This is a genomic window from Mesorhizobium sp. M1E.F.Ca.ET.041.01.1.1 (genome assembly GCF_003997355.1).
GTDB lineage: Bacteria > Pseudomonadota > Alphaproteobacteria > Rhizobiales > Rhizobiaceae > Mesorhizobium.
This window is the reverse complement of the sequence record NZ_RZSL01000414.1, coordinates 1-5,587: the sequence shown is the minus strand read 5'-3', so window position 1 is coordinate 5,587 and position 5,587 is coordinate 1. Positions and strand designations below refer to the sequence as shown.

Below are 5,587 nucleotides of genomic sequence, written 5' to 3'. Positions count from 1 at the left end.
ATGAGAAACTGGATCAGTGGCGCGTCCGCCGGCGGCATCGGATAATCCCGCATCTGCCGTGGCCTCACCCATTTCAGCCCCTGCCCTTCCTTCGGCTGCGCGATGCCGCGGAAACGCCGGCAGACATAAAGCGGCATCAGCAGGTGGAAATCGTCATAGCTGTGGCTGGCGAAGGTGAGCGGCGCGAGGCAGGGTATCTCGGTCTCGATGCCGAGCTCTTCATGCAGCTCGCGGATCAGGCACTCTTCCGGAGTCTCGCCGGGCTCGACCTTGCCGCCTGGAAACTCCCAAAGGCCCGCGAGTTGCTTGCCTTCGGGGCGCTGCGCCAGAAGCACGCGCCGGTCGGCGTCGACCAGCGCGCAGGCCGCGACGAGGAGCAGGCGCTTTCCGGCTGGCTTGATCTCGCTCATGCGCCCGGCGGCCGACGATAGTGGTAGCGGTAGACTTCCTCGAAGCCGAGCGACCGGTAGAGCGACAGCGCCGGGACATTGCCGGCTTCCACCTGCAGCCAGGCTTCGCGCGCGCCGCGCAGCCGCGCCCATTTCAGCGCCGACAGGATGAGGTTGCGGCCATGACCCTTGTTGCGAGCCGACTTCTCGGTGGCGACCTCGAACAGCCCGGCGAGATCGCCGTCATGGACACAGATCAGCGTCGCGAGCGGCTCGTTGCCGTCTTCGAGCGCAAACAGCCCCGCTTCGGGCTGGATGGCGCCGATGACCTCCGACAGGCCGGGCCGCAGCGAGACATCCGAGCTGCTCGTCCTGATCGCCGCGCCGATGAAGCGGCTGATGTCCTTCAGCGGAATCTGGTCCATCGCGGCGTCGAGCTCAGCCTCCTTGAGCGGCAGCCGCATCACCAGCGACTCGTCGAACCGGCTCCAGCCCGCCTCGTCGAGATGCTTCGACAGCACCGGCCCCGAAAGCGGCGACATGCGAAAGGTCAGCGGCCGGCCGTAGGCGTCGAAACGGCGGCTGGCGCGCATGATCCGCTCGGCAATGTGCTGGGTGTCGCCCGGATCGAGCGGGTTGACCGAATTCAGACGCTTTGCCGGATGGCCGGCCGTCAGCCGCACCACCCATGTCCCGTCATAATGGACGGCCGCCGCCGGCCAAGCGCGAAAACCCGCCGCCTCGTAGCGGCGCACGATCGCAAGCACGCTTGCCGGATGCCTCGACACCGGCGCCATCAGCTCCGGTAGTCGCCATTGATGGCGACATATTCCTTGGTGAGGTCGCAGGTCCACACCGTCGCCTTGCCGCGGCCGATGCCGATATCGGCGCGGATGCGGATATCGTCCCGCTTCATATAAGCCGAGGTCGCTTCCTCGGAGTAAGCCGGATCACGCTCGCCCTCATGCGCCAGCCGGTTGTCGCCGAACCAGATCGACAGCCGGTCGCGGTCGGCCGGCTCGCCGGCCTTGCCGACGGCCATGACGACGCGACCCCAATTGGCGTCCTCGCCGGCGACCGCCGTCTTGACCAGCGGCGAGTTGGCGATCGAGAGCGCGATGCGCTTGGCCGAGCGGGCGGACTTGGCGCCGGTGACGGTGACCTCGACCTGCTTGCGCGCACCCTCGCCGTCGCGCACCACTTGCAGCGCCAGCGACTTCAGCACCTTGCCGAGCGCGCGGCGGAAGGCGCCGAGCCGCGCATCCTTCGGATCGCTGATCGCCGGGGCGCCGCGCGCGGCTGCCTTGCCGGTTGCAAAGAAAAGCAGCGTGTCGCTGGTCGAAGTGTCGCTGTCGACGGTGACGGCGTTGAAGGTCTTGGCCGTGCCGCGCGACAACAGGTCCTGCAGCACGGGCGCGGCGATCGGCGCGTCGGTGGCGATGAAGGAGAGCATCGTCGCCATGTCGGGCGCGATCATGCCGGCGCCCTTGGCGATGCCGTTGATGGTCACGTCGGCGTCGCCGAGCTTCACGGTCTGCGTCGCCACCTTCGGATAGGTGTCCGTGGTCATGATGGCCTTGGCCGCGTCGGTCCACAGGTCCGGCTTGCCATCCTTCACCAGGGCGGCAAGCAGGTGGCTGAATTTGTTGGTGTCAAGCGGTTCGCCGATGACGCCGGTCGAGGCCAGGAACACCTCGCTCTCGGCACATCCTGCCGCCTTTGCCGCCGCCTCGCCGGTCAGCGCGGTTGAAGCCTTGCCCTTCCTGCCGGTGAAGGCGTTCGCGTTGCCGGAATTGACCACCAGCACCCGCGCCTTGCCGGCGGCAAGGTTCTGGCGGCAGTAGTCGACCGGCGCCGACGGGCATTTCGAGCGCGTGAAGACGCCGGCGACGGCCGTGCCCGCATCGAAGACCATGGCAAGCAGGTCGGTGCGATTCCGATATTTGATCCCGGCCTCGGCGGTCGCGATGCGCACGCCCTCGATGACCGGCATCTTGGGATATTTCTTCGGTGCGAGCGGCGAAATCGTAGCGGACATCGGGACCCCGGAGCGGCAATAACGCGAAAAGAACGCCGGTTTGCCCGATACGGCGCCACGGCGCAAGGGCGTTTTGATGGCCCTCGCAAGGTGTCGGGCGTGGCCGGCGTGGATGGACCCACACGATCGGTCGGAGCGCTCAGGAATGCCCGCTCAGGAACGCAATGATCCGCTCGGCCGTCTCGGCCGGGAATTGATCGACGAAGAAATGCCCGCCAGGCAGTGACGCTTCGGTCATGTCGGCAGCCCGCTTGCGCCATTCGGCGGGGATATTGAACAACGAGGCCATCGTTCCCGACGAGCCGTAGAATACGAGCGTCGGGCAGAGGACCTTGCGGCCGATGTCGGCGGCATCGTGTTCGAGGTCGATGCTGGCTGCCGCCCGATAGTCGGAGCAGGAACCGTGGATCATCCCGGGGTCATGCCAAGCCCGCCGGTACTCGGCGATCATCTCGGGATCGAAACTCGAAATGCTGGTCGCGCCCCAGCCGACTAGGCATGTTTCGTAAAAGAAGTCCGGATCGTTGCCTATGAGGCGCTCGGGCAACGGCTCCGGCTGCGACAGGAAATACCAGTGCCAGTAGGCGCCAGCGACATGCCTGTTCGTGTCCGTGAACATGGCATAGGTCGGCACGATATCCATGACGGTGAGCGACAGGACCGCTTCCGGATGGTCGAGCGCCATCCTGTGTCCGGTCCGTCCGCCCCTGTCGTGGCCGACCACATGGAACCGGTCGAATCCGAGTTGGCGCATCAGGCCGACCTGGTCGTTCGCCATCGCGCGAAAGCTGTAGTTCGACCGATCGGGCAGGCATTTCGGCTTCGAGGAATCGCCATAACCGCGCAGGTCGGCGCAAACGACCGTGAAACGATCCGCGAGCAAGGGGGCGACCCGAGCCCACATCGCCCGGCATTGCGGAAATCCGTGCAGCAAAAGCACCGGCGGCCCGGAACCGCCAACCTCGCAGGCGATGTCCATCCCGTCAATGGTGAAGGCCTTGCGTGCGAAACCTTCAAACATGATCCGCTTGCTCCGCGCTGGCAGCGGCCTTGGCCGCCTCATCGGCAGCCGAGTTATTTCGGAATTTGCCGCTCCGATCCATCCCTACATTCGTTGCAGCGTGTCGCGCCGGCGGCGATCAGATCGGTTCCAGCGCCTACTCGCCCGGCCGGCCTGCGCGCACATTGATGAAACCGCCAAACGCCCTCTGCACGCCGGGGATCAGTCCCCAGATCATGATCGAGACCATCAGCGGCGCGATGACCAGCGTGCGCTGCCAGATGAACCAATCCTCGGTGAGCGGGAACACCACGTAGAGAATGGCGGTGATCAGCGGATAGACGCCGGCAAGAACCAGAAGGGCAAAGCGGGGACGCGAGAAGCGGGTGGGCTGGGTCATCGATCTCTCCTATCGTTACGAAACGTTCCGTTATATAAAACGGACCGTTTCGTTTCGTCAAGAGGTCGTGTATGAGGATGCAGCAATTCATGGATAAGACAGGTCGAATGGCTGAAGAGGCTGGCTCGGGACGCAAATCGATCGGCGCGCGGCGAAACCCGGAAAGCGCCGGCGCCATTCTCGACGCCGCCGAGGCAGTGCTGGTCGAAGCCGGCTATGCCGGTTTCTCCATCGAGGCCGTGGCGCGGCGGGCGCGCGCCGGCAAGCCCACGATCTACCGCTGGTGGCCGAGCAAGGCGGCTCTGCTGCTCGACGTCTACCAGCGGGGCAAGCGCGTCGACAATCCGGACACCGGAAAGCTGGAGGACGATCTCGTTGGTTTCCTGAAGAGCCTGTTCTCGCACTGGCGCGAAACCTCGTCCGGCAGCGTGTTCAGATCGCTGATCGCCGAGGCCCAGTCCGATGAAGGCGCGGCAGCAGCGCTTGCAGACTATGCGAGAGGGCGCCGCGCCCATACCGGCCAGATGGTCGAGCGCGCCAAGGCGAGGGGCGAAGTTGCGGCCGATATCGACCCGACGCTCGTTGCCGACCTCATGGCCTCCTATGCCTGGACGCATCTCCTGACCAATCGCCTCGACGAAGACGACGCGGCCATACGCAAGGCAGTCCGCTATGTGATGCACGGCATTGCCGTGCGTATCCGCTGAAACAAAAGGGCGCGACGAACAACAGTTCGCCGCGCCCTTTTGCGGAGTCTCTTGCGCTTACTTGCCGTTCTCCATCGCGTCGACCGCGGCCTTCAGCTTCTCGTCGGGGATCTCGACCTTGGCGGCTCCGCGCAATTCCTTGACCATGGCGAAGTATTTGTCGCGGATCACGGCCTGCCTGGCCTGGTCCTTGACGTCGTCGAAGGCCGGCGGCTGCTTGGCGCGCTTGTCCTCGACCTTGATGACATGCCAGCCGAACTGCGACTGCACCGGCTCCTTCGAGTATTTGCCGACCTCCAGGGCAGAGGCCGCCTTGTCGAACTCAGGCACCATCTGCCCGGGACCGAACCAGCCGAGGTCGCCGCCATTCGATTTACCGCTTGGGTCGCTGGTGTGCTCGTTGGCGAGTTTTTGGAAATCGGCACCGCCGTCGAGCTGCTTGATGATCGCCTCGGCCTCTTCCTTGGTCTTCACGAGGATGTGACGGGCGTGGATTTCATTGACCGGCGGCGTGTTGGCGATTTCCTGGTCATAGCGGGCGCGGACTTCGGCGTCCGTCACCTTGTTGACGACCTCCTTCTCGACCACCTCGCCGTGCAGGGCGCGCTGCTGCAGGAACGCCATGCGGCGCTGGAAATCGGCATCCTTGTCGAGACCGCTGTCGACCGCCTTCTTGGCCATGACGCGGATTTCGATGGCAGCCGAAAGGGCGGCGGCGCGGCGCTGTTCCGGCGGCAGCTGCTGGAACTGCTGCGACAGCTCGCCTTCGGCGAGCGCAAGATCGGCCTCGGTCAGCTTCTCGCCGTTGATGGTGGCGACGACGGCGTTCGGGTCGACCGGCGCAGCGGCGGGAGCCGCGGCATCCGGCTGGGCGGGCTTGGTTTCCTGCGCCATCAGCGGCGACAGTGAAAGAGCCGAGAGCCCGAAGGCCAGGCCAAGGCTGGCGAGCGACGCGCGGCGGAACAGCAGGGACATCAAGATAAACTCCAATGGGGATTGCCAATAAGGATGGCTTGAGCGGAAAGGTTCCAGATCAGTCCGATTGTGGCGGAA

7 protein-coding genes are annotated in these 5,587 nt (G+C 65.2%); 1 reads left to right on the top strand and 6 read right to left on the bottom strand.

What is annotated here, in order from left to right:
* From EOA38_RS26350 to EOA38_RS26330, 5 genes are all read right to left on the bottom strand, one after another.
* The coding region (locus EOA38_RS26350) for a (deoxy)nucleoside triphosphate pyrophosphohydrolase (protein ID WP_145966071.1) at positions 1-410 on the bottom strand (410 nt) is incomplete at its 3' end.
* Positions 407-1,186 (bottom strand): GNAT family N-acetyltransferase, encoded by a 780-nt coding sequence (locus EOA38_RS26345; RefSeq protein ID WP_189350517.1) that lies wholly within the window; start codon positions 1,184-1,186, stop codon positions 407-409. The genes EOA38_RS26350 and EOA38_RS26345, both read right to left, overlap by 4 nt.
* Positions 1,186-2,427: a bifunctional glutamate N-acetyltransferase/amino-acid acetyltransferase ArgJ gene (gene argJ, locus EOA38_RS26340; protein WP_126091749.1), complete on the bottom strand. Its 1,242-nt coding sequence runs from the start codon at positions 2,425-2,427 to the stop codon at positions 1,186-1,188. The genes EOA38_RS26345 and argJ overlap by 1 nt, the downstream gene beginning before the upstream one ends.
* A gap of 139 nt (positions 2,428-2,566) precedes the next feature.
* Positions 2,567-3,448 carry an alpha/beta hydrolase gene (locus EOA38_RS26335; protein WP_126091748.1) on the bottom strand — a complete coding sequence of 294 codons (882 nt, stop codon included), beginning with the start codon at positions 3,446-3,448 and terminating at the stop codon, positions 2,567-2,569.
* A gap of 136 nt (positions 3,449-3,584) precedes the next feature.
* The gene (locus EOA38_RS26330; RefSeq protein ID WP_126091747.1) at positions 3,585-3,827 is read right to left on the bottom strand and encodes a hypothetical protein; all 243 of its coding nucleotides are present in this window, start codon (positions 3,825-3,827) and stop codon (positions 3,585-3,587) included.
* Positions 3,828-3,934: 107 nt separating this feature from the next.
* On the opposite strand from EOA38_RS26330, the gene EOA38_RS26325 reads away from it, so the two are divergent.
* Positions 3,935-4,534: a TetR/AcrR family transcriptional regulator gene (locus tag EOA38_RS26325; protein WP_126091746.1), complete on the top strand. Its 600-nt coding sequence runs from the start codon at positions 3,935-3,937 to the stop codon at positions 4,532-4,534.
* A gap of 57 nt (positions 4,535-4,591) precedes the next feature.
* Here the strand turns inward: EOA38_RS26325 and EOA38_RS26320 are convergent, their stop codons facing one another.
* A complete protein-coding gene (locus tag EOA38_RS26320; protein WP_126091745.1) occupies positions 4,592-5,509 on the bottom strand; it encodes a peptidylprolyl isomerase in 918 nt (305 codons plus the stop codon).
* Positions 5,510-5,587: the final 78 nt, after the last annotated feature.

What these genes read in the sequence shown, in the direction of transcription:
- EOA38_RS26345 (WP_189350517.1), bottom strand. Translation starts at nt 1,186, where the DNA reads ATGGCGCCGGTGTCGAGGCATCCGGCAAGCGTGCTTGCGATCGTGCGC.
- argJ (WP_126091749.1), bottom strand. Translation starts at nt 2,427, where the DNA reads ATGTCCGCTACGATTTCGCCGCTCGCACCGAAGAAATATCCCAAGATG.
- EOA38_RS26335 (WP_126091748.1), bottom strand. Translation starts at nt 3,448, where the DNA reads ATGTTTGAAGGTTTCGCACGCAAGGCCTTCACCATTGACGGGATGGAC.
- EOA38_RS26330 (WP_126091747.1), bottom strand. Translation starts at nt 3,827, where the DNA reads ATGACCCAGCCCACCCGCTTCTCGCGTCCCCGCTTTGCCCTTCTGGTT.
- EOA38_RS26325 (WP_126091746.1), top strand. Translation starts at nt 3,935, where the DNA reads ATGGCTGAAGAGGCTGGCTCGGGACGCAAATCGATCGGCGCGCGGCGA.
- EOA38_RS26320 (WP_126091745.1), bottom strand. Translation starts at nt 5,509, where the DNA reads ATGTCCCTGCTGTTCCGCCGCGCGTCGCTCGCCAGCCTTGGCCTGGCC.